19 protein-coding genes are annotated in these 20424 nt (G+C 59.6%); 11 read left to right on the top strand and 8 right to left on the bottom strand.

Annotated elements, in window-relative coordinates; genetic code table 11:
* The first annotated feature begins 229 nt into the window (after positions 1 to 229).
* The 3 genes from ACO6VX_RS05395 to ACO6VX_RS05385 all read left to right on the top strand — a co-directional run bounded on the left by ACO6VX_RS05395 (position 230) and on the right by ACO6VX_RS05385 (position 1358).
* Positions 230 to 571, top strand: coding sequence for a helix-turn-helix domain-containing protein (locus ACO6VX_RS05395; protein WP_009090299.1), 342 nt, complete (start codon positions 230 to 232; stop codon positions 569 to 571).
* An 86-nt stretch (positions 572 to 657) separates the two neighbouring features.
* A complete protein-coding gene (locus ACO6VX_RS05390) occupies positions 658 to 1092 on the top strand; it encodes a ribonuclease domain-containing protein (RefSeq protein WP_277971639.1) in 435 nt (144 codons plus the stop codon).
* A 2-nt stretch (positions 1093 to 1094) separates the two neighbouring features.
* Complete coding sequence (locus ACO6VX_RS05385; protein WP_010670099.1) at positions 1095 to 1358, top strand: barstar family protein; 264 nt, start codon at positions 1095 to 1097, stop codon at positions 1356 to 1358.
* Here the strand turns inward: ACO6VX_RS05385 and ACO6VX_RS05380 are convergent.
* From ACO6VX_RS05380 to ACO6VX_RS05365, 4 genes are all read right to left on the bottom strand, one after another.
* Complete coding sequence (locus tag ACO6VX_RS05380) at positions 1355 to 3721, bottom strand: virulence factor SrfC family protein (RefSeq protein ID WP_346462029.1); 2367 nt, start codon at positions 3719 to 3721, stop codon at positions 1355 to 1357. The genes ACO6VX_RS05385 and ACO6VX_RS05380 overlap by 4 nt on opposite strands.
* Complete coding sequence (locus ACO6VX_RS05375; protein WP_422457847.1) at positions 3718 to 6681, bottom strand: virulence factor SrfB; 2964 nt, start codon at positions 6679 to 6681, stop codon at positions 3718 to 3720. The genes ACO6VX_RS05380 and ACO6VX_RS05375 overlap by 4 nt, the downstream gene beginning before the upstream one ends.
* A 2-nt stretch (positions 6682 to 6683) precedes the next feature.
* Complete coding sequence (locus ACO6VX_RS05370) at positions 6684 to 8051, bottom strand: SrfA family protein (RefSeq protein WP_022625694.1); 1368 nt, start codon at positions 8049 to 8051, stop codon at positions 6684 to 6686.
* 172 nt (positions 8052 to 8223) lie between these two features.
* Positions 8224 to 9435, bottom strand: coding sequence for a benzoate/H(+) symporter BenE family transporter (locus tag ACO6VX_RS05365; protein WP_306802812.1), 1212 nt, complete (start codon positions 9433 to 9435; stop codon positions 8224 to 8226).
* A gap of 84 nt (positions 9436 to 9519) precedes the next feature.
* Between ACO6VX_RS05365 and ACO6VX_RS05360 the strand changes: the two genes are divergently transcribed.
* The 3 genes from ACO6VX_RS05360 (at position 9520) to ACO6VX_RS05350 (ending at position 11145) form a co-directional block, all read left to right on the top strand.
* A complete protein-coding gene (locus tag ACO6VX_RS05360) occupies positions 9520 to 10077 on the top strand; it encodes a helix-turn-helix domain-containing protein (protein WP_060680161.1) in 558 nt (185 codons plus the stop codon).
* A 66-nt stretch (positions 10078 to 10143) separates the two neighbouring features.
* Positions 10144 to 10569: a MarR family winged helix-turn-helix transcriptional regulator gene (locus tag ACO6VX_RS05355; RefSeq protein WP_010245273.1), complete on the top strand. Its 426-nt coding sequence runs from the start codon at positions 10144 to 10146 to the stop codon at positions 10567 to 10569.
* Positions 10570 to 10584: 15 nt separating this feature from the next.
* Positions 10585 to 11145 carry an isochorismatase family protein gene (locus ACO6VX_RS05350; protein WP_010245270.1) on the top strand — a complete coding sequence of 187 codons (561 nt, stop codon included), beginning with the start codon at positions 10585 to 10587 and terminating at the stop codon, positions 11143 to 11145.
* Between the two features lie 13 nt (positions 11146 to 11158).
* Here ACO6VX_RS05350 and ACO6VX_RS05345 read toward each other — a convergent pair whose 3' ends face one another.
* The 3 genes from ACO6VX_RS05345 to pqqU all read right to left on the bottom strand — a co-directional run bounded on the left by ACO6VX_RS05345 (position 11159) and on the right by pqqU (position 14511).
* Positions 11159 to 11500, bottom strand: a complete 342-nt coding sequence (locus tag ACO6VX_RS05345; RefSeq protein ID WP_010245256.1) for a contact-dependent growth inhibition system immunity protein — start codon at positions 11498 to 11500, stop codon at positions 11159 to 11161.
* Positions 11501 to 11516: 16 nt separating this feature from the next.
* On the bottom strand, positions 11517 to 12293 hold the full coding sequence (locus ACO6VX_RS05340) for an RNase A-like domain-containing protein (RefSeq protein WP_249654558.1): 777 nt from the start codon (positions 12291 to 12293) through the stop codon (positions 11517 to 11519).
* Positions 12294 to 12384: 91 nt separating this feature from the next.
* Complete coding sequence (gene pqqU / locus ACO6VX_RS05335) at positions 12385 to 14511, bottom strand: TonB-dependent receptor PqqU (RefSeq protein WP_422457844.1); 2127 nt, start codon at positions 14509 to 14511, stop codon at positions 12385 to 12387.
* A gap of 165 nt (positions 14512 to 14676) precedes the next feature.
* On the opposite strand from pqqU, the gene ACO6VX_RS05330 reads away from it, so the two are divergent.
* A complete protein-coding gene (locus ACO6VX_RS05330) occupies positions 14677 to 15567 on the top strand; it encodes an NAD(P)-dependent oxidoreductase (protein WP_071785072.1) in 891 nt (296 codons plus the stop codon).
* Entirely contained in the window at positions 15564 to 16343 is a 780-nt protein-coding gene (locus ACO6VX_RS05325) for an AraC family transcriptional regulator (protein ID WP_010245094.1), read from the top strand. Before ACO6VX_RS05330 ends, ACO6VX_RS05325 begins: the two co-directional genes overlap by 4 nt.
* Here ACO6VX_RS05325 and leuA read toward each other — a convergent pair.
* The gene (gene leuA / locus ACO6VX_RS05320; protein WP_422457842.1) at positions 16264 to 17979 is read right to left on the bottom strand and encodes a 2-isopropylmalate synthase; all 1716 of its coding nucleotides are present in this window, start codon (positions 17977 to 17979) and stop codon (positions 16264 to 16266) included. The genes ACO6VX_RS05325 and leuA overlap by 80 nt on opposite strands.
* A 241-nt stretch (positions 17980 to 18220) precedes the next feature.
* Here leuA and ACO6VX_RS05315 point away from each other — a divergent pair, with 241 nt between their 5' ends.
* The 3 genes from ACO6VX_RS05315 (at position 18221) to pqqB (ending at position 20424) form a co-directional block, all read left to right on the top strand.
* The gene (locus tag ACO6VX_RS05315; RefSeq protein ID WP_422457841.1) at positions 18221 to 19237 is read left to right on the top strand and encodes a dipeptidase; all 1017 of its coding nucleotides are present in this window, start codon (positions 18221 to 18223) and stop codon (positions 19235 to 19237) included.
* A 143-nt stretch (positions 19238 to 19380) separates the two neighbouring features.
* Positions 19381 to 19452, top strand: a complete 72-nt coding sequence (gene pqqA, locus ACO6VX_RS05310; protein ID WP_010245082.1) for a pyrroloquinoline quinone precursor peptide PqqA — start codon at positions 19381 to 19383, stop codon at positions 19450 to 19452.
* A gap of 54 nt (positions 19453 to 19506) precedes the next feature.
* Positions 19507 to 20424 (top strand): pyrroloquinoline quinone biosynthesis protein PqqB, encoded by a 918-nt coding sequence (gene pqqB, locus ACO6VX_RS05305; RefSeq protein WP_060680172.1) that lies wholly within the window; start codon positions 19507 to 19509, stop codon positions 20422 to 20424.

Raw genomic sequence — 20424 nt, 5'->3', positions numbered from 1 at the left:
TCGCGGTGAGTGTAGGCTTGCGTGGCTGGCAACTGCAAGAATAACAGATACACTTTATGTGCGGTTTAGGGCAGGGCAATTAAAGCCTGAACAACTTAGCTAAAACCCCACAAATAGTGCGGCATTTAATGTACTAATAAAACTTGCATTAAATGGCATAGTCAGCCACCCTTAAGTGTAACTGCAACTGATACTAATACTTTTCGCCACGGCGACAGGAGAGACTGGAATGATGAGTGATGCTTTTATTCACGATTTAATCGACTGGATTGATAACAACATCGAAGCACGTCTGGATCTGGATACCGTTTCAGAGCGCGCGGGCTACTCCAAATGGCACCTGCAGCGCATGTTTAAAGAGCACACCGGTTATCCACTGGGTGAATACATCCGGGTTAAGAAGCTGAAGAAATCAGCCGACCGCCTGACCAGCACTGATGAACCGATTCTCAATGTGGCTATCTCGTTAGGTTTCGACTCCCAGCAATCCTTTAACCGCAGCTTCAAACGCCAGTATGGCGTCGCGCCGGGTGCATGGCGTCGGCACAGCGGGGATTCGCACGCAGCATAACCTCGCCAGGGCCAGCTTGTCTGGCCCGCGCTTTTCTCTGCGCGCAAAACTGGTATCATCTGCGTCCTGTCGTCACGGATGCCATCATGTCAAAAAAACTCTGGATTGGACTTTTTCTCGTCCTCGCGGCCTGTTTCTTCGGCCTTAAACCCTATCTGAATTCCGTTTCAGCCCCTGCCCAGGCGGATATCGCCACCCTGACTGACGCCCATACCGTGGCGCGCTGGGTGCTGCAGCATCAGCAACTGCCGGACTACTACCTCACCAAAAACGACGCGCGCAAGCGTGGCTGGAATCCGGCCAAAGGCAACCTGTGTGACGTGTTGCCAGGCAGAGCCATTGGCGGCGATCGCTTTACGAACCGTGAAAAACGTCTGCCCGCGCGTGCGGGGCGTCAGTGGTATGAAGCGGATGTGAATTATCGCTGCGGGCATCGCGATGCCGATCGCCTGGTCTACTCCTCTGACGGGCTGGTGTTTCTCTCCACCGATCACTACCGCAGTTTCAGGCAGGTGCCCTGATCATGCTTAATCTGACCTTTGACCTGCGTCAGCTCACCACGCGCGCGGCGTTTTATCAGCAGTTTGCTGAGCAGAGCGGTTGTCCGCAGACCTTCGGACATAATCTGGATGCGTTATGGGACTGGCTGACGGGCGGGATGGCGCTGCCTGCGACAATGTGGTTGCAGCACTATGCCGCGCATCAGGCCGATTTAGCGCCGGTGCTGGCGCTGCTGGAAGAGGCGGCGCAGTCGCTGGAGGGCGAACTGCGCCTGATCATTGATTAAGCGCGTAGCGGCTTGAGCAGCGCAACCAGTGCTTCGCGGGCTGCCAGCGGCAGATCGCCGCCGCCGGTGTAACCATTGTTCTCAATGATGACCTGGTTCAGCCCCACCAGCCAGTCGTAGATATAGTAGGCCGTGTGGTTGGCCGGGGCAGCGGAGAGTCTGGTCAGACGCTGACCGGAACTGAAGCTGACGCTGGGAGCCGGAGGCCGCGAGAAAATCACCTGACCCCGGTTAACGCGGCTGGAAGGGCGTTCATTTTCAGGACGCTGTAAAAAGCCGAGCCAGGCCACAAAATCCCCCAGCACCGTCATCGCCCGCGTCACCTGACGATCCGCGCGTGATTCATGGCTGACGCTCTGCGTATCGGGCTCATGCAGCGCCTGCTGCAGCTTTTGCGCGATATCGGTGCGGAATCCGGCCGTGATCAGCTCTTCAACCAGCCACTCCATCGTTGGCTTATCCACGTTCAGCAACGCCAGCAGGCTGCGGTTTTCCGGCAGCTGACGCAGATGATCCAGCCACAGCAGCAGCACCTGACGCGGATACTGCTGCGCGCTCTGCAGACTCTGACGCGGCTGAACCGGCGCTTCAGCCGGGCTCTCACTGAACAGATCAAATTCAAACCCGATGCCAAACTGATTTTCCGGGGCCTGAATACTGGCCGGTTTGCTGCCTTGCAAGGCCGACTGATTGAGCCACAGCTGACGCAGCGCCTCACGCGGCGGCTGCAGGCGTTCCAGCAGCTCGCCATGCAGGCCGGTCCGATGCTGTAAACACTTCAGTAGCGTATCGGCGATATTCTGTTTGCGTGCCGCCTGTTCCGGGCTGGCACCCGCTTCGGTCCAGGGCAATAAACGCCGCTCCACCACAGTGTGCTGAATCTGCGCCAGCTGAGCCAGCAGCATGTCGCGGCGCGCTTCCGGCTGCATCTCATCCTGCAACCAGCTCGCCATGCGGTCGACGCCCGCGCGATCCAGTGCCAGCATCGATCCCCAGTGCTGACCGGGCTGTCCCATCTGACGCTGCACCGCTTCATCTACATTGACCTGCTGATGGCGGGCATCGAAAGGGGTAATCGCCCAGATCAGACGCGGTTTCTCTGCGGATTCCTGTGCGGGCTGCTGACGCTGCCATTCGCGCAGCGTTTCGCTGGCGAGGTCGGCATCCTGACGCTGGCTGGCTGCGGTACAGACCAGCAGCAGATCAATTGCCTGACGCGCGGCGTAAAAACCGGGCAGCAGGGCACGTTTCTGTTCCAGCAGTTGGGCACGCAGCGGATCCTGCTGCTGCAGGCGCTGACGATCTTCCTGGATTGCCGCGTCACCGGACTGGCCTGGCGCGGGCAGTTCCAGCATATCAGCATCATCATAGAGTGCGGTTCGCGGTGTGGAACTCAGCGGGACCAGCACTTCCAGCGTCAGCAGCGCCAGTAATCCCAGTGGCACGTTCTGCGCCTTACCGATGCGGTTACCATTCAGCGGGCAGACTTCCACCAGCTGCTGCTGATCCTGCTCACTGGCCGGCACAATCAGCTGCTCGGCCGGCAGCAGTGATGTGTCGGTCAGCAGGCTCAGTGGAGCAAGCACCCGGCTGCTGTTACGCAACTGGTGACGCAGATGCAGCAGGGTGCGCAGCATCTCATTCAGTTCAGGCTGACCAGGCCACAGCAGTGAAAAAAGCTGTACCCGGTCGTCAACGCTGAGCCAGGGCGCCAGCTCAACCGCCTGCGGCCAGAAATGACGATCAAGCCGCGCATCGTGGTGCGCACGGCGACGGCACCAGGACCAGAGTGTCACCAGCGCATCGCCTTCCAGACCCGCCAGCGGCGTGGCGAGACGATGACGCTGCAGGCGCTGCAGTGCGCTGTCGATCTGTGCGGTGTCGGGCGTTGTCGCGCCGGCACAGGCGACTATCAGCCGTACGATCTCCGCTTCACTCAGCAGCGTCAGTTCAACCGGCCACTCGTTTGAGAGCGGCTCGCGCTGATGGCTGAAACGGGTGGCGGTAGCAAAATCGAGGTTGCCGGGATTGATATGCTGAAACCAGTTCAGCAGTTTATCACCCATGCGGGTCACTAACTGGCCCTGTGCATCGGCCACCATTTCGTTCAGCAGCCAGGCTTTACCCGCCTGCGACTGGCCAAACAGCGCCAGCGTCACCGGACGCGCCACCTGCTGCGCCAGCGCCTGAGTCTGCACGCGCGCCTGGCGCAGTTGCAGCGTCAGGGTTTCTGCTTCCAGCGCCAGACGCGGCGACTGCTCACGGCTGCTCTCAATCCAGGCCAGACTGTTATTCAGGGCGTCCTGCAACAGGCCAAGACGTTTTGCCAGCGTTTGCGGCTGACGGGGTTTCAGGGCTTTCATCGTTTACACACGCTCCCGCTGTCAATCCAGTATTGCGCATTGGCATTGCCGGTCGCCGACAGGGTATTCAGCTTAAGACTCAACTGCTCCAGCGGCACGCGGGTGCCATCATCCAGGCGGGCATCGCTCAGCACCAGACTTTCCGGGCCGGACGCGTCGGGTCCGGCTTTTACCGCCAGCCGGATGCGCAGCACGCTCTCACCGGCCACTTTACGCGCCAGGGTAGCGTCGTTCAGCGTCAGGCTATAGAGCGGCGAGGCGGGCCAGCGATCGTTATCAAGCTGGCGGAAGCCGAGACAGACGTTGCCGCGAATACGGAAACTGCGCTTTTTATCCAGCACATAGCCGGGATCGTCGAGGTCAATTTCGCTGTAGCAGAGGTTCTCGTCCGTCAGCGCCTGGTTTTCGTCGAGCATGCCAAGATAGCGAATCGTCGAGTAGGGTTCAAAATCGCCTGCGCGGAACCAGAAGCTGCTGAGGCGCAGATCCAGCGCCAGCAGGCAGAGCATCGCGCCGACCGCCGCGGTCGATTTCGGGTTGTCGATGCGGCCATGTTTGTTAAACGGATACCAGTCGCTGGTGTGATAGCCTTCCAGCGACAGTATACGGCTGCCCGGCAGCGGTTGCAGATGACGCACCAGCGCCTGAATGCCCGGGAAGCGCGACGGGCGACCGGTCAGCAGCAGCACGTCACACTGGTAGAGCGACACCACTTCACACATTGAGCGCAGCGCCGGGATAATCGCCATCCGGTGCTGCATAAATTCGCCGTGCAGCTGTGACAGGCTCACCACCAGCGGTACCTGCAGCAGGTCAAAGCGGCTGTTACCGCCCAGCTCGCGCTGAATCTCGCCGTTGACGAACGCCAGTACCGCTTCGCCCGGCGGCTGATCGACCAGCTCGCCAAACAGTGCGTTGATCTCCGCGTGGCTCTCCAGCGGATCCCAGTTTTCGTAGCGTTCCAGTACCGCCTGCGCCAGCGGAATAAACAGTTGTAAGGTGATCTGCTGACGCAGCGTGGCCTGACCGTCCATGCGGCTGTCGTGACCAAACAGCTTGTTCATCAGCGGTTCCGCCAGCGTCAGGCCCGCTTTCTGCAGATGTTGCTGCAGCGCCGGTAAAATCCACAGCTGAATCACGTCCAGCAGGATATCGTCGCCCGCGACTTTAAAACCCTCGCGGAACAGCAGTCGCGGCGTGATTTTGACGTTGTTGCCCTGACCATCATCCAGACGATACTGGGTGATGGCGAGATCGGTAGTGCCGCCGCCGATATCAATCGAGGCGATGCGCAGGCTCTTGCCTGGCAGTTCGTCAGCATCGCGCGGGCGATCCGGACGGGCCATGCTGCTGAAAAAGTCTTCGGCGCGACCGGCAAAGTTGACCTGGGTTTCATTAAACAGCCAGACCATCTGACCACAGGTTGCTTCATCCCACTCCATCTGCACATCCGGCAGCGGTTTCGGGTTCTGACGTGGCAGTGCTGGTGAAAAGTCATCTTCGTCAGCCAGCCAGCCTTCCGCTTTCCAGACCAGCGCCAGCGCTTCCTGCATCCGGCGGCGGAAAATTTCACGCTCCGGCTTCGGCATCGCTGACGGCAGCGTCAGGATCACATGGCGCAGCTGACGTGGCGCGTGGCTCTGCGGCATCCGCTGACGCTGTGCCGCGCTGTTCATCTGCATCAGCGCCTGAGCCAGCAGCTCACACAGCATAAAGGTCATCAGCGAACTGCGGCTGTAGTGCGGAGAAAAGACCGGCAGACGATCGTCGGGTGCCAGCGTCGAGAGCGGCTGGCCTTCGTCGTTGAGCAGGGTGGTAAAGGGCGCGGCATAGGCCAGCGGTTCAGTCTGTTCGCCGGGCGTGTTAAAACGCCAGCCTGGCTGATAGCGCGCCTCATCCCACAGATAACGACGCGGGCTGGAGAGGCCGGTGCTGCCTTCCAGTCCCACACGCTGCAGGGCCAGACGGCTCGCTTCACGGCCGACGCGCGTCAAAGAAGGCCACATAAAGGCCTGCTCACGACCGCTCTCCAGCGAGAAATTCGCTTTGCCAAAACGGGTCTCGGCAAACTCCAGACGGCTGTCAAACAGCTCGTTGTAAACCTGATGCGGCTGCGACAGATCGCGCAGCTGCAGCTCATAGGTCTGCTTCAGGCCGTTGCTCTCTTCCGGATGATCTTCCACCAGAATGCCGCAGGTATGGGAGTTACCGACATCCAGAATGATATCGACGTTGACCGCCGGGGTCTGCAGCGTGGCGGCCTGGACATGGATCTCGCTGAGGTCGAGCTGTTCGCCCAGCAGCTCCAGCAGATTGAGGTAGTGCGCCTGATACTCAAACTCGCGCAGCGCCTGATTAATCGCCTGTTCGCGGCGATCGGAGACGCGGTCGGTAAAGGATTCGCGCAGCCAGCCGTCAACCCAGGTCAGGTCAAGAAAATCACCCAGCTCGTAGTTGTGCCAGGCGAGCGCAAAGGTCACACCGTTCTGTGCATCAGCCGTGCTGAGGCCGAGCTGTTCACCGCCATCCTGTTCCGCCACGCAGCGGGTATCAAAGGCCAGGCTGACGCGATGGGTATTGCCCGCTGCATCGGGCGCGGGCAGCGCAACCAGACGCATCCGCGCCCAGTTTTCAGGACCGCCGATAAAACGACGTCCGCTGGCACAGCGCAGCATCGGCAGCGGCAGCCAGCAGGCTGACAGCAGGGACAGTGAGTCCGCCAGCGCGATATCAGACTCCGGGCGCACCACTTCCGCAGCGCCGCCATCTTCCGGATAGAGCAGGAACTTACCGCTGTTGCCATCGACGTTCAGGCGCAGCAGCGGGCCGTTGGCGGTCTGGCGCACAAACTGGCGGCGCGCCGGGGTATCTGAGAGTTGCAGGCCGAAATCCAGAAACTGCACGCCGCTGTTTTCAATCAGCGAAATTTTTTGTTTGTCATCGATCAGGGGAGCCAGCATCGTTATTTACTCTCACGCTTAATCGTCATCGGGAAGACCCGGTCATCAGCATACTGCGCTTCACACACTGCGGCGCCGATACTCGCATGGCAGACCAGCAGTGGCATACGGTAGCGCGAACTGTTCTGGCACTTCGCCGTGTAGCGGCTCTCAATCACCAGGTTACCGGCGCTGGTCATGGCCGCGCTGACATCCGCTTTACAGGTAGTATTGCCCTGGGCGATCTGCACGCTGCCTTTGCCGTTTTTAAACTGGAAGCGCATTACCGGAGGCTTACCGGTTGGCGTCGGCATCTGGTCGATAGTGACACGCCAGCGGCCATCAATCACCCGTACCTGGCCATCGCGCACCGCATCCGGCGTCACGATCAGGTCATCGGGTTTGGCCGGAACCGGCGCCGTCACCGTTGTGGCAAGGGTAGCAGATGAGGTTGCCGGTGCGGTATCGGTGGTGGTGTTGGCCGGTTTCTGCGGCTGCGATTCGGGAAGTTTTTCCGGTGCTGCCTGCTCGGCAGGTGGGGTGACGGACGGTGTCGCCGCAACCGGTGCCGGAGTCGCAGCAGGGGCCGGAGTGGATACCGTCGCCGGAGCTGACGCTGGCTTCGCAGTGGCAACCGGTGTTTTTACGGGTTCTGAACGATGCAGCAACACGGCCACCGTCACGGCGGCAGCAATCGCCACCGGCGGTAACAGATACCAGACGCGGAAACGGCGGCGAGCCGCTACAGGCGTCGCCGGCTGAGCTTCAACGGGTGCTGCAACCGGCAGCGGTTCAGCCATAGGTTCAGGTTCAGGTTCGGGCTCAGCGATCATCACTGGTTCAGCGATGACCGGCGCGGCAGGCAGCTCAGGCAGCGGTTCAACCAGCGCCACCGGCAGGTTCTCTTCCAGCGTGTCACGCAGGCAGGCCAGCGCGTCATCGCGGCTACGCGCCTGGGCATCGACAAAGCCCCAGAAGGTGATGACCGGTTTGCCATCAACCAGATAGACATACTGCTGGTCGGGGAATTGCAGGGTTTTGCTCAGCAGCGCACCAAACAGCCGCATCGATGGGTTCTCTGCCGCGCGCGCGCGCGTACTGAGATCCTGCATATCCTGCTGACAGGCGGTGAGCTGTTGCAGCGCCGCGCGACGTTCATGATCGCTGGCACCCAGCCAGGATTTGACCCGGCCGCTAAAAGGGGCATACCAGTCGAGGCGATCGCCCCGTTCATTGGCCTGAGGAATGGCCAGGCAATCTGCCAGTGCGCTCTGACGGCGCAGGCGCAGGGTTTCACGAATTTGCAATGCTGAGGCATAGACCGGCTGGCCATTTTCACCTAACGCCAGAACTGCATCTAAATTACCGCTGCGCAGAAAAGTTTTTGCCACCTGTTGGGCCCTTATCGGTCGTTGTCTGAGGCAGAAAATCGCGTGTTATCGACGATTAGGTTGATTTTACGCGGGGCAATGACAAATCAAACGGCAGAAAAAGGGGGTAAATCCACTGTTTTTTTCACCGGCTGACGGAAAAACCACCGCTATTTCAGAGAGTATGACGCAATCAGCCGGATTTGCGCACCAGCAACAGGTGGGCGATGACGCCACCCGTCAGTCCCCAGAAGGCCGGACCAATGCCCAGCAGCGAAACGCCGGATGCGGTGATCAGAAAGGTGATCAGCGCGCTGTCGCGTTCGGCAGGCAGATCCAGTGCGCGGTGGAGGCTGCCACCCAGCGTGGCAAGGAGTGCCAGACCCGCCAGCGCCTCAATCAGTACCACAGGCAGGGCACTGAACAGCACGGCGATCAGCGCACCGGACGCGCCCGCCAGCAGATAGAAGATCCCCGCCAGCGCCGCCGCGCGCCAGCGCTGCTGAGGATTTGGGTCGACCTCATCGCTCATGCAGATGGCCGCCGTAATCGCCGCCACGCAGACCGAAAAACCCCCTAATGGCGACAGCAGCAGCGCAATTAATCCGGTCCAGCTCATCAGTGAAGAGACGGGCGGACGGTAGCCGTGCGCCTGTAGCGTGGCGATGCCGGGGGCGTTCTGTGACGCCATCGTCACCAGGAAATAGGGCACGCCGATCCCCAGCAGCGTGGTGAGCGTAAAGTGCGGCATCACCACTTCCGGCATTGTCAGCCTAATCGGCTGCGGCGGAAAGTGAATGGCGTGCTGTGCCAGCGCGACGGCAACACCCACCAGCAGCGTGACCAGAATTGCATAGCGGGCCAGCCAGCGGCGGGCCAGCAGCCAGGCCAGGCACATGCTGCCGCACAGTACAAAGTTACTTTGCAAATCGGCAAAGGTCTGCAGCCCGAAGCGCAGCAGAATACCTGCCAGCATCGCCGCTGCCAGTGAAGCGGGAATGTAGTTCATCAGCCGGGCAAACAGGCCGGTGACGCCGCACAATACGATCAGCAGGTTGGCGAAAACAAAGACGCCTGCCGCCTCATTCAGCGAAACGCCGTGAAAACTGGTCGCCAGCAGCGCGGCGCCGGGCGTTGACCAGGCAGCCAGCACCGGCATGCGGTAGCGCAGTGACAGGCCCAGCGAGGCGATCCCCTGCGCAATGCCCAGCACCGACAGCCAGCCGCCAATCTGCGCGGGCGTGGCGCCCGCCGCCTGAAACATCTGATAGATAATCGCGCCACTGCTGCTGTAGCCCACCAGCACAGCCACGAAGCCGGAAACCAGCATCGGCAGGGTAAAACGGGGAGGTTCCGCTCTCGTCATGGTCAGACTCTTTATGAGGTTGTGCGTTATAGCGCACATGGTCGCATGATGCGCTATAACGCACAAGTGTTACACTATTGCCATAACGTCACTCACCAGGATGACGAGAAAGCAGGAGAAAAAATGGCGGATTTTCAGCAACACCTGAGCAGCGCGCTCAGACAGTTGCGGCAGGCCAATGGCTGGAGCCTGACGCTGACGGCGGAGCGAACCGGCGTCAGTAAAGCGATGCTGGGCCAGATTGAGCGCGGCGAATCGAGTCCCACCGTGGCGACGCTGTGGAAGATTGCCACCGGTTTCAACGTTCCCTTTTCCTTTTTTATCGACGGCAGCGTGTTGCCTTCAGGCGCCGCGCCAGGATTCAGTCAGCCCAATGCCGACATGTCGGTACGGTCGCTGCTGCCTTACGATCCGCAACTGCGTTTTGATCTGCTGGCGGTGGAGCTGGCAGCGGGGGCGCAGAGTCATTCTTCGCCCCATGAAGCGGGCTGTGTGGAGCAGGTGGTGGTCATCGAGGGCGAACTACTGCTGGGCGTCGGTGACCTCTGGCGACGTCTGCTCGCCGGGGAGGCATTCCAGTTCAGGGCCGATGTGCTGCACAGCTACCGGAACCCGCTCAGCACGCCGCTGCGCTTCCACAGTCTGATCCACTATCTGCAGCGCCCGGACGTTACAAATTGATACCTGAGCAAACTACACAGTTTACCTTCGTATCTTTATACTTTCGCTTATCGATGGAGACGTGTAATGAGCGATCTGACTGAATCCGCTGCAATGCTGCGCATGCTGGTGGGCAAGCTGGGCCGCCGGTTGCGCGAGTCAGCACCGCCTGGCGAATTAACCTGGTCGCAGGTCGCGGTGCTGGGTCATCTGGTTCGCGATGGAGCGATGACGGTGACGCAACTGGCGGCGGCCGAGGGCGTACGCACCCAGTCAATGGGCGCGACCGTCGCTGGGTTACTGGCGGCAGAACTGGTGACGGGCGAGCCGGATCCCCATGATGGCCGTAAAACCCGCTATCTTCCCACGACGTCCAGCCTGGCGGTGATTACGTCGAGTCGCGCGATGCGCGATGACTGGCTGGTCCGGACGCTGGAAGCGCGACTGAGTCCGGCAGAACAGCAGCAACTGACCGACGTTCTCCCTCTGCTGCAACGACTCACTGACTATTAAATCTGAGGATTCAACATGGCTGTAACCACACTTGATGCAAAAACTGCGCTGATTGTTATCGACCTGCAACATGGCATTGTGGCGCTGCCGCTGGTTCATGAACCGCAGCCGGTGATCGAACGCTGTGCCGGACTGGCTGAGGCGTTTCGCGCGCACGATCTGCCGGTTGTGCTGGTTAACGTGGCTGGTGGGGCGCCGGGCCGCAATGAGCAGGCACGTCACAGCGGCGAATTGCCCGCCGACTGGGCCACGCTGGTTCCGGCGATGACCCCACAGCAAAATGACCTTACGGTCACCAAGAAAACCTGGGGTGCGTTTCACGCCACGGCGTTGCACGATGAGCTGCAAAAGCGCGGCATTACTCAGGTAGTTATTTGTGGTATCGCGACCAGTATCGGCGTGGAATCCACCGCACGACAGGCGTATGAGCTGGGTTACAACGTCACGCTGGCGACCGATGCGATGACCGATCTCAACCTCGACACGCACAACAATAGCGTGAACCTGATCTTCCCGCGCCTGGGTGAAACCGGCAGCTGTGAGGATATTAAGGCGCAGCTGAATTCACGCGCCTGATTGGCGTGTGACGTTAAGCGTCGGGCCACCGCGACGGTGGCCCGTTGAGGGCAGCCACAGCTCTTATCAAAAAACTGCGCCACGTTTCTCCCCAGGGGGCCGGACGAAACTCTTCATCAGCAATTGCTGACATAATGACATTCAAATCATCATCCTCATTCTGAAGCAGGATGTTTATTTCATTCCGCGCTTCGATAACAGGCATGTCATGATCAATATAGCTCTGAAGCATTTCTTCGAGGGTATTGCCAAAGTCGTCATGGTGGCAGCTTAAAAACACTCTTAACATGCCGGTTAGCGCCGGGTATTGTTTCTCGGGTTTATCACCCCATCCACGGATAAGACGTGAGAACATAGTAAGGTTTCCCGTTCTAAGTTTGCTTAAGCAGCACCACGCGCACAGCGTAACAGGTTTCTTTTGCCGCTTTACCCTGCCTGAATCCATAACCCACAGCAGCCCTGCTACGATATACCAGTTCCAGAGGACTGGCGTTATTCCCCCAGTTCGCCCAATGAATGATCCGTAGTCGGTTAGCTTTCAGGGCTGAGCTGATCGCTTTTTCTGCAATCTGAACTGAATAATATGATGATACTGAGTGCATATTTGGGCTGAGGGCCAGCCTGGCGAGTAAATCATTATCAGAAATTGCGACGTGCTTAGCAATGGTGTGGCCGCCAGCCCTTACTGAGCTGACAGCCTCATGCTCAGCAATTTTAAACGTACCCGCCCGGACGTATACAACACGGGCTGCACTAACAGTAAGTCCAAAGGCAGCTGGAACACCCACATCTATGGCCAGACCGATATTCCATGCTGCTGTGTCGTCAGCGCCAAATTTCTTTGCGAGAGCAACAGCCGTCTGGTAGGTGGCAGTTCGGGTATTCTGGCCGGTCAGCACCCGGTTAGCTGCAGCATTAATGCTATCCATACTGTGAGCACCAACGACAATACATGCTGCCTTGGTTATCCCGGTGGGTTCGGGAGCCATACACAATGCGGTTGCACCAGCCAACTCCAGACTACCCATGAGCAGGTCAAGACCACCCATAAGACGGTTGCTCATTCCCTCGGATTCAGTAACTGACTTATCGGAAAGCACCGCAGCAAGATGTACCGGAGACATTGCAATTTGTAGCTCGTTGTCCATAACAATCAATCCTTAAAAGAAATTCAATTCGCGCGCCTGATTCGCGTGTGAAGGTAATATCCGGGCCACCACAGCCGTGGCCCGAATTGTTTTAGCGGAAGGCGTAACCCAGCGTTAAACCGACGCTGTAATTGCGGCCCGGCGCGGATTCGAAGTAGCGTCCATTACTCTCATTCACAATCACTGAACCCACATAGTGCCGGTCAAACAGGTTATCGACCCGGCCAAACAGATCCAGTGTCCAGTTCTCAACCAGCCACTTATAGCCACTGTTAACCGCTGCAACGGTGTAGGACGGGGTGTTCACGCTATTCTGATCTTCAGCGGCGATCTGGCTCAGATAACGTACCTCACTGCCTGCATAAAAGCCCTGTTCCGGCAGATAACCGAGTCCGGCGTAAGCCATGTTACGGGCAATACCAGGAATGCGGTTGCCGTCACAGCTGTCGCTGCCGCAGGCGTTAGTGCGATAGCGCGCATCCAGCAGGGTGTAGGCCATCTTCAGCCGCCAGTCCCAGGCAAACTGCTGATCCAGGCTTAACTCCAGACCGCGACGGCGGGTCTGACCGGCATTTTTATAGGTAGTGCGTCCGCCACTGCTGGCATCCGCCACAATCTCATCCTGGGTATCGGTCTGGAACAGCGCCGCGCTGATCAGGCCGTTGCCGATGCGTTTCTTGCTTCCAATCTCCAGCGTATCGCTGGTGGCCGGTTTCAGCCCCAGATTCAGACCGGTCGCGCCATCCGAGCGGTAAGAGAGCTCATTAATGGTCGGGGTTTCAAAGCCGCGACCGGCGGAGATCCACGCGTTCCAGCCTGGGTCAAAGGCATACTTCAGTGCCGCAGCGGGCAGCCATTTGTGATAGCGCGCATCACCGCTGTCGTCGCCGTTACCGGGCTGAATATAGAAGTCATTAGAGTCAAAGTTAACGGTGCTGAACCGCACACCCGCATCCAGCGACAGCTTATCGGTCAGCTCCCAGGCGGTCTGCAGATAGGGATCGAGCGTCCACATCAGGTTGCGCTCATTGCGGCGCAGATTGCCCTGTTCGCCCAGCTGTGTCACCCCGTTGCTGACCGTGAAGTTTTCATAGCCCTTGCGGCGCTCGGTCATGGTTTCGTAGTCGAGTCCGCCGGTCAGCGCCACCGGAATCGACAGCAGCGTGTCGCGATGGGTCCAGCGGGTATCGACGCCCTGATAGTGGCGGGTCAGGGCGATTACGCCACCGGGATGAGACGGGTAGCGCTGCACGGCTGCAGGGATCGACTGGAACTGGGTAGTTTCGCGCATGCCCGCATAGAGCATCACGCTGAGGTCGTCATTTTCACTCATCTGGCGCTGATAACGCAGGCCGCCCTGAGTCTGATCGACAGTCTTACGGGTGTTATAAAGCGGGACGTTGCTGACCACCTGACGTGGATTCTCACGCCACTGCGCCTCGGTTAAGCCGCCGGGATCCTGCGCGTCAATGTGAACGCTGTTAAACAGCAGCGTCAGGGTGCTGACATCATCAATACGCACGCCCAGTCGGGCGTTGCCAAGGTTCTTCTGCGCAGCACTGTGATCACGATAGCCGTGAGTGGTGAAGCGGGAGGCGGAGACGGTGTAGTTAACATCTCCGGCATGGCTGCCGTCACCGGTCGCGCCGCTGGCTTTGACGCTGTTGCGCCAGCTGCCGTAGCTGCCATACCAGCTGCTGGCTTCAAGCGTGGTCGGCTGCTGGCCCTGCTGAGTGGTGACATTGATCACGCCACCCGAAGCGTTGCCATACAGCGCAGAAAACGGGCCGCGCAGTACCTCAACATGATCAATCGAGCCGATATCAATATTGGAGGTCTGCGCCTGACCATCCGGCATGGTGGCCGGGATGCCATCCACATAGATGCGCAGCCCGCGTACGCCGTAGGTTGAGCGGGAGCCAAAGCCACGCATCGACAGCTGCAGGTCCTGTGCGTAATTCTGTCTGTTCTGGATCTGCAGACCCGGCACGCTGCTGAGGTTTTCCGACAGGTTAACGCGCGGCGCTGCCTGGCGCATATCGTCGCCACTGACCACGCTCAGGGCCGCAGGCGTATCGAGTTCGTTAAGGCCCGTTTCCGGCGGTGCGGCCGTGACGACCAGGGTATTGTCATTATCCGCCGCCGCCACCAGCAGCGGCAGCGGCAAAATGGCAGGCAACATCAACAGCGTCGCCTGGCGCAGAGAGATTATTTTCATTATATGTGGCCTGAAAAAAGAGAGGATATGAACCAGGTGGAACAATTTCCGCATATGGTAAGGGTTTGATGCGCTGGGGTACATCGTTTCGGGCTGGATTTTTTCTCTGTTTACCGCCAGGCTGGAATCCATCTTTTGCAGTGATATGGCGTCCGATTCACCCGGATGCAGACAAAAAAACTCACGGGAGTCAGCATGAAACAACCTGAAGTGGCGGTTCTGGGATTAGGCGCAATGGGGCACGCATTTGCCGCAAACCTGCTGAAAAAAGGCTTTCACGTTCATGGCTGGAACCGCACCCGCGCGCGCGGCGAAGATCTGCTGGATGCGGGTTTGCAGCTGGCTGACTCGCCAGCCGAGGCGGTGCGTGAAGCAGATGTCGTGATCGCCATGCTGTCTGATGGCGACACCACTGAGCAGGTGCTGCATCAGGTCAAAGAGGCGTTTAAGCAGGGCGCGACGCTCTGCCAGATGGGCACCATCGGCGTAGAAAAAACCGACGCGCTGATCGCCTTTTTCGCAGAAAAACGCCCCGATTTGTTACTGATCGATGCGCCAGTCTCCGGCACCAAAGCGCCAGCAGAGAATGCGCAGATTCTGGTGCTGGCCAGCGGCGATCAGAGCCGGGCGCAGGCCGCAGAAGCGGTGTTTGCTGCCATCAGTAAAGGTACCCAGTGGCTGGGTGAGGCGGGAAAAAGCACCCGGATGAAGCTGGTCATCAACAGCTGGCTGATTGGCATGATGCAAAGCCTGGCGGAGAGTACCCGGCTGGCAGAGCAGTTCGGCTTTTCCACCGACGATCTCTGGCAGGTGCTGGAGGGCGGTCCGCTGGCCGCACCGTATGCAAAAATGAAGCTCGGGATGATCGCCAGCGACGACTTCACGCCGCAGATGCATCTGGTCTGGGCGCTGAAAGATGCCCGCCTGGCGCTGGATGCCGCAGAGACGCCGCTGCCGGCGCTGGAGAATATCGCACAACTCTGGCAGCAGGCGGTGGAGGCCGGACACGGTGAAGAGGATCTGGCGGTGATCTACCGCTACCTGAAGGCGCAATGAGTCAGCAGCATTTTGACTTCAGCACGCGTCCGCTGGTGCCGCTGGCGCACGATTATCTGCACGGTGCCAGCGAACCCTGGCACCAGCACGCCTGTGCCCAGCTGATCCACACCCTGAGCGGCGTGGTAAGGGTAGAGACGGAGTATGGCAGCTGGATTGTGCCGCCGAGTCGCGGCGTCTGGCTGCCCGCATTTACCCGTCATGCGCTGCAGATTACCGGCAGTGTGGCGGCGCGCACGCTGTTTATCGATCCGCTGGCGCGCGCCGATCTGCCCGCCAGTTGTCAGGTGGTGCAAATCTCACCGCTGCTGCGCGAGCTGATTGTCACGGCGCTGAGCCTGCCAGAGCGTTACGCCGCAGGCAGTCGGGCCGAGCGGGTGATGGAGTTGATTCTGGATGAAATCCGCGGCATGGATGTGCTGCCCTTTGCGCTGCCAACGCCCGACAGTCCCCGTTTACAGGCGCTGTGCGAGCTGATTCAGCAGACGCCCGGTGAGAGCTGGACGCTGCTGCGGGCCAGTGCCCACCTGAATGTCTCGGGCCGCACTCTGGCCCGCCATTTTATGCGTGAAACCGGCCTGCAGTTCAGCGACTGGGTGCGGCGCGCCCGACTGGCTATCGCCCTGACGCGACTGGCTCAGGGCGACTCCGTGCTGCGGGTGGCGCTGGAACTGGGCTATGAAAGTCCCAGCGCGTTTAGTGCGATGTTTCGTCGTCTGCTGGGCGTCTCTCCGACTGACTATTTTCCGCCTGCAGAAACTGGCCTGCCGCGCTGAGCAGCGCCTGCAGGGCGGCGCGGGCGGTGTCATTGTCGATACTCACTCCCCAGGCTCGCGCGCCACGGGCATCCACGCAGCTGATATAGGCCACCGAGCGGCTGTCACTGCGTCGTCCCAGCGTATGCTCATGATAGTCCTCAATGGTCAGATGCAGATCAAACGCGCTGCGCAGGGCATTGACCGCCGCCGACAGCCAGCCGTTGCCGCTGCCGGTCAGCATCAGCGATTGCGTCTGATACACCACGCTGGCGCTAATCTGCGTCTGCCCGCCGCTGTCACTCTGGCTGTCAGCCCGCTGTAAGGCCACCGCGGGCTGCGTGACGCCATACTGGCGGCAGAAGAGCTGCCACAGCGCGTAGTGCGTCATCTCTCCGCCGTGCCGGTCAGTCTCCTGCTGAACACAGCGGCTGAAATCCTGCTGCAGCGCTCGCGGCATTTGTAACCCGTGATTCTGCTCCAGCAGCCAGGCGGCCCCGCTTTTTCCCGACTGGCTGTTAACGCGGATCACCGCCTCATAGCTACAGCCAATGTCGGCCGGGTCCAGCGGCAGGTAAGGCATCTGCCACTCTGTCTCCTGCTGCTGAGCGCGGATGGCAACCCCTTTTTTAATTGCATCCTGATGAGAACCAGAGAAGGCGGTGAAGACCAGCTCGCCCGCATAGGGATGGCGCGGATGAACCGGCAGCTGGTTGCAGCGGGTTACCACTTCAATCACCTCATGCATCTGGCTAAAATCGAGCTGGGGCGAAACGCCCTGGGTATAGAGATTTAGCGCCAGCGTCACCAGGTCCACATTGCCGGTGCGTTCACCGTTACCAAACAGACAGCCCTCGACCCGGTCAGCGCCCGCCAGCAGCGCCAGTTCTGCGCAGGCGACGCCGGTGCCGCGATCGTTGTGCGGATGCACGCTGATGCAGACGGCATCACGGCGGCTGAAGTGACGGCAGAAAAACTCAATCTGATCGGCATAAACGTTGGGGGTATTCACCTCTACCGTGGCAGGAAGGTTAATGATCATCGGGCGCTGGGCGTCCGGTTGCCAGACATCGGCTACCGCCTCGCAGATCTCCAGCACAAACTCCGGCTCGGTAAAGCAGAAGGTCTCTGGCGAATATTCAAAGGTCCATTGAGTTTCCGGCTGCGCCTCGCATTCGGCGCGGATCTGCCGTGCACCAGCGGTGGCCAGCGCCACGATTTCCGCTTTGCTCTGTTTAAATACCCGCTCGCGAAACAGCGGCGCGGTGGCGTTATAGAGATGTACGATGGCGCGTGGCACACCCTGCAGCGCCACAAACGTGCGGGCAATCAGGTCCTCACGCGCCTGAGTCAGCACCTGTAACGTCACATCCTCCGGGATACGCTGCTGCTCAATCAGGTCACGGACGAAATCGAAATCCGTCTGCGACGCAGAGGGAAAGGCGACCTCGATCTCCCGGAACCCGCAGCGCAGCAGCAGATCCCAGAAGGCCATTTTGCGTTCCCGATCCATCGGTTCTGCCAGCGCCTGATTGCCGTCACGCAAATCGGTGGAGAGCCAGCGCGGCGCCTGGGTCAGCTGGCGTGAGGGCCACTGGCGATCGGGCAGGGCGATCAGCGGGGAGGGACGATATTTATCAGCGGGTCGGGTCAGCATAAGAGTCTCCTGTGGTTTTTTTACCAGTCTGCCGACACGCCTCCGGGTCCGCGCGCGCAGGGCTGACAACCTGACGCGCAAAAGTGACAATACCCTGCATGACCTGCATGACCTGCATGACCTGCATGACCTGCATGACCTGCGTGGCCTGCGTGGCCCTGCGTGGCCCTGCGTGCGCTCTGGTTTGGTGAATCCGCCGGGCAGGGTTAGCATGGTCGCCTGTTTATTTGGGTGGACTCATATGCTGATTTTTGACGGTCACAACGATCTGTTGCTTAATCTCTGGCTGCATCATCGTGATGCGCCCGCGCAGGCGTTTTATCAGGGGATTGAACGGGGCCACCTCGATTTTCCGCGCATTCAGCAGGGCGGGCTCGGCGGCGGGCTGTTTGCAATCTTTGTGCCTCCGCAGGAGTACATTGCCCGCACCGTTCCGGCACGTGCCGACGAGCCGTTTCAACCGCTTCAGATCATGTGGCAACAGCTTGAGATCCTGCAGCAGCTGGCTGATGCGTCAGGCGGGCGGGCGCGACTCTGCCGCAGCCATGACGAGATCGCCGCCTGCCGCGCCGCAGGCGTACTGGCGATGGTGGCACACATCGAAGGTGCTGATGCGCTGGATGAGGAGGGCGAACAGCTGCACGCCTTCTGGCAGGCGGGGGTGCGCAGCATCGGGCCATTCTGGAATCTGGCCAGCCGCTTTGGTGAAGGCGTTAGCGGCACCTTTCCTGGCTCGCCCGACACCGGGCCAGGCCTGACCCGCGCCGGAGAGAGGCTGATTCAGCAGGCGAGTGACCTGAAGATGATGATTGACGTGTCGCATATGAATACAAAAGCCTTTTGGGACACCGCCCGGCTCTCCAGCGCGCCGCTGGTCGCCAGCCACTCCAACGCGCATGCTCTCTGTCCGCAGCCGCGTAATCTGACGAATGATCAGCTGGTGGCAATCCGCGACAGCGGCGGTCTGGTCGGCATTAATTTCGGCAACGCTTTTCTGCGCGCTGACGGTAAACGCGACGCTGACACGCCATTAACAGAAATTGTTAAGCATTGTGATCACTTGTTGAAGATAATGGGCAGCGACCATGTAGCCTTTGGCTCTGATTTCGACGGGATTACCCCACCGGCTGCGCTGGGCGACGTCAGCGGATTGCCGCGATTGCTCGCTGCTTTTCAGGAAGCGGGCTATGATCAGACACTGACAGAGAAACTGGCATGGGGAAACTGGCAGCGGGTTTTACATCTGACCGGGCTGTGATAACAATTTCCTGATGTTCCGGGCTTGATCCCGACGCGCCATTGGCGCAACATCTGCCTGGAAATTGTGACGGCGGTCTCATTCAATGCCGGTCACACTGATTTCAGGCAGCTCATTTACTGTTAACCAAGAGGAAGTAACTCATGTGGAAAAAACCAACTTTCGTTGATATGCGTCTCGGTCTGGAAGTGACTCTCTACATCTCCAACCGTTAATCGTTCTGCCCGCCCTCTGAGCGGGCATTTTTTTTCAACTTCTGGTTTTCCTCTATGTTTATCAAAATCCTCGGTTCAGCCGCGGGCGGCGGGTTTCCGCAGTGGAACTGTAACTGCGCCAACTGCCACGGCGTGCGTAACGGCACGATTCAGGCCCAGGCACGCACGCAATCGTCGATTATCCTCAGCGATAACGGCGAAGATTGGGTGTTATGCAACGCTTCACCCGACATCAGCCAGCAGATCCTGCATACGCCAGAACTGACCCACAAAGGGGTGTTACGCGGCACGGCGATCGGCGCGATTATCCTTACCGACAGCCAGATCGATCACACCACCGGGCTGCTGAGCCTGCGTGAGGGCTGTCCGCATCAGGTGTGGTGCACGCCGGAAGTGCATGGTGACCTCAGCACCGGCTTCCCGATATTTCCTATGCTCACCCACTGGAATGGAGGCTTACAGCACCGTCCCATTGCGCCACTGACGCCGTTCAGCGTCGATGTCTGTGATGATCTTCAGTTCACCGCGATTCCGATTATCAGTAATGCACCGCCTTACTCGCCGTATCGCGACCGGCCGCTGCCGGGCCATAACGTGGCGCTGTTTATTGAAAACCGCGCGAATGGCCAGACGCTGCTCTACGCGCCAGGCCTGGGCGAGCCGGATGCGGTGATCCTGCCGTGGCTGCAAAAAGCGGATTGCCTGCTGATTGATGGCACCGTCTGGCAGGATGATGAGCTGCTGACCACCGGCGTGGGACACAACACCGGCAAGGCGATGGGCCATCTGGCGCTGGCGGAAGAGCAGGGGCTGATGGCGCTGCTGGCATCGCTGCCGGCAAAACGCAAAATTCTGATCCACATTAACAACACCAATCCGATCCTTAACGAGCAATCACCGCAGCGTCAGTTTCTGACGGAGCAGGGAATAGAGGTGAGCTGGGACGGAATGGCGATCCACCTTCAGGGCTAA

It is taken from the genome of Pantoea sp. BJFS-204 (assembly GCF_049310725.1).
GTDB classification, from domain to species: domain Bacteria; phylum Pseudomonadota; class Gammaproteobacteria; order Enterobacterales; family Enterobacteriaceae; genus Pantoea; species Pantoea agglomerans.
This window is presented reverse-complemented; position numbering and strand designations above follow the sequence as displayed.